The organism is Legionella bozemanae (assembly GCF_001648595.1).
GTDB classification, from domain to species: domain Bacteria; phylum Pseudomonadota; class Gammaproteobacteria; order Legionellales; family Legionellaceae; genus Legionella; species Legionella bozemanae.
Map to the genome: position 1 here is coordinate 1 of NZ_LBAW01000054.1, position 3171 is coordinate 3171.

Genomic DNA, 3171 nt, shown 5'->3' on the forward strand with positions numbered 1-3171 from the left:
GTTGATCGTGGGTTAGCATATTGAGTTCAACAGTTAAATAAGTATTTAACTATAAATATAGACAACCTCTTTAAATTGTCAAATCTGTCATCCCTTATCAGTCAAAGTGAATCAACTCAATCGCATTGCTCACTTATTGATTATCCAGAGGGTTTTTCTTTAAGTGATTCTTTGGGCGTCGTTTATGAAACACATAATACAAGCCAGGAAGCACCAATAGTGTTAAAAACGTAGAAGAAATAATTCCCCCGATCACCACCGTCGCCAGCGGTCGTTGCACTTCAGAGCCCGTTCCTGTTGCCAGTGCCATAGGTACAAACCCTAAAGAGGCAACTAAGGCCGTCATGAGTACGGGTCTTAGCCGTGCTAAAGAACCTTGCAATACCGCGTCTTTTAAATAAAATTTTTGCTGTTCATGAAGCTTATTGATAAACGTAATCATCACAAGGCCATTGAGTACTGCCACCCCTGACAAGGCAATAAATCCAACACCTGCCGAAATAGATAAAGGGATACCACGTAGCCACAAAGCAAAAACACCTCCAGTTAAAGCCAGAGGAATGCCTGTAAACACCAGCAATGCATCTCTTACCCTGCCAAAACTCATAAATAGTAATAAGAAAATGCCAAGTAGCGTCACGGGAACTACAATCTGTAATCTTTGGGAGGCAGATTGCAATTGCTCAAACTGCCCACCCCAGTCAATCCAATAACCACTGGGAATTTTAACGTTCTGTTCAATGCGCTGTTTTGCAATAGTCACAAAAGTACTTAAATCACTACCTCGAACATTGGCACTTACCACCACTCTGCGTTTACCCATTTCACGACTGATTTGATTGGGCCCTTCACTTCGCACCATGTTTGCTACTTCACTTAGGGGAATAAAATGTCGCTCACCATCTTTAGATGGAGGAAGTGGTACAAAGACTTCACGCAATACATCGGGATCAGTACGAAAAGACTCAGGTAATCGTACGACGATATCAAAACGCTTATCTCCTTCAAAAAGCTCGCCACCCTTCTTTCCACCGGTAGCAATGACAATGGCATCTTGAACAGTGCCAACTTGCAAACCGTAACGCGCCAAAGTATCGCGATTAATGACTACCGTCCATAGAGGTAATCCGCTCACTTGCTCGATTTTGACATCCGCAGCTCCTGGTACTTTTTTTAGTTGTGCACTGATGTTTTCAGCGACTTCCAATAAAGTATTCATATCATCTCCAAATACTTTGACCGCGACATCACTACGAACTCCGGAAATCAATTCATTAAAACGCATTTGAATGGGTTGGGTAAACTCATAATTATTCCCTGGAATTTGCCGCACTGCATTTTCAATTTCCTGCACCAATTCTTGTTTAGTTTTCTTGGGATTAGGCCAATCCTTGCGTGGTTTTAGCATGATAAAGGTATCTGCTACATTAGGAGGCATTGGATCGGTCGCTACCTCTGCAGTACCCAGTTTGGCAAATACCGCTTTTACCTCTGGAAATTGTTTCACGCGCTGTTCAACCAAATCTTGCATGGCGATGGCTTGGGTTAAGCTTGTCCCAGGAATACGCATGGCATGCATGGCAATATCGCCTTCATCAAGACTTGGAATAAATTCGCCACCCAGATGCGATGCAATGGACAAACTCAACAAAACCAATACAGCTGCAGCCCCTATAACCCAACGCCGCGCATGAAAACAACGTCGCAAAACACGTGCATAGCCCATTGAAAGGTAATGCACTAGCCAATTTTCTTTTTCCTGAACACGTCCTCGCAAAAAAATAGCAATCGCTGCCGGTACAAAAGTAAGCGCAAATAACATTGAGGACATTAGGGCAATAATTACCGTTTCTGCCATAGGCAAAAACATTTTGCCCTCCACACCCGTTAACGTAAGAATGGGAAGATACACCACGGTGATAATAAAAACCCCAAAAATACTGGGGCGAATGACTTCGGTGGTCGCATAAGAAATCACTTTTAAACGTTCTTCCAGTGTTAAAAGTCGTTGGGCGTCATGTTGCTTTTCCCCTAAATGCTTGATGCAATTTTCTACGATAATCACCGCACCATCTACAATCAAACCAAAATCCAGTGCCCCCAAACTCATAAGATTCGCACTGATTTTATGAGTCACCATGCCCGTAATGGTCAGTAACATGGATAAGGGAATGACCATAGCGGTAATCAATGCAGCGCGGATATTTCCTAAAAATAAAAAAAGAATAATACAAACGAGCAGGGCGCCTTCAAGTAAGTTGTTTTTAACCGTATTAATTGTTGCATTAACAAGCAAAGTGCGGTTGTAAACAATAACAGCCTCAACACCCTCAGGAAGCGACTTGTTGATTTCTTTCATCTTCTCAGCAACCCGCTCAGAAACCGTTCTACTGTTTTCGCCCATCAACATGAACACCGTGCCCAAAACCACTTCTTGACCGTTTTCAGTAGCTGCTCCTGTGCGCAACTCTTTACCGAAGGCAACGTCCGCCACATCACGTATTCGTATTGGAGTTCCTTCGAAGCTGGCAATTACGATATTTTCAATATCAGGAATGTTTTTCACTTGTCCGGGGACGCGAATCAGATTTTGTTCTCCGTTGCGTTCAATGTAACCCGCACCCACGTTGGCATTATTACGTTGGAGTGCTTCAACCACATCACTTAAGCTTAAATTATAACGCACTAACTTGGAGGGATCGGGCGTAATATGAAATTGTTTTGCATAACCTCCAATTGTATTCACTTCCGCAACACCCTCCACATTGCGCAATTGTGGCTTAATAATCCAATCTTGAATGGTGCGAAGCCCCGTGGGGTTGTATCGTTGACTTTTAGGTACATTGGGCTTATTTGTCACCGTGTACATGAAAATTTCACCAAGACCTGTAGAAATAGGTCCTAAGGTAGTTTCTGCCTCAGGCGGTAATTTGTCCTTTACTTCTTGTAAGCGCTCATTAATCAATTGTCTTGCAAAATAAATATTAGTTCCGTCTTTAAAAACCACCGTCACCTGCGACAATCCATACCGAGATAACGAGCGGGTGTAGTCGAGATTGGGTAGACCGCTGAGTGCTAATTCAATAGGAAAAGTGATTCGCTGCTCTACTTCAAAAGGCGAGTATCCAGAGGCTGCTGTATTAATTTGCACCTGAACATTGGTAATGTCAG

Annotated in this window: 1 protein-coding gene; it reads right to left on the reverse strand. The window is 43.0% G+C overall.

Annotation, left to right across the window (positions count from 1 at the left end; genetic code table 11):
* Positions 1–133 precede the first annotated feature (133 nt).
* On the reverse strand, positions 134–3171 hold a 3038-nt coding region (locus A8O27_RS17895; RefSeq protein ID WP_064115154.1), incomplete at its 5' end, for a CusA/CzcA family heavy metal efflux RND transporter.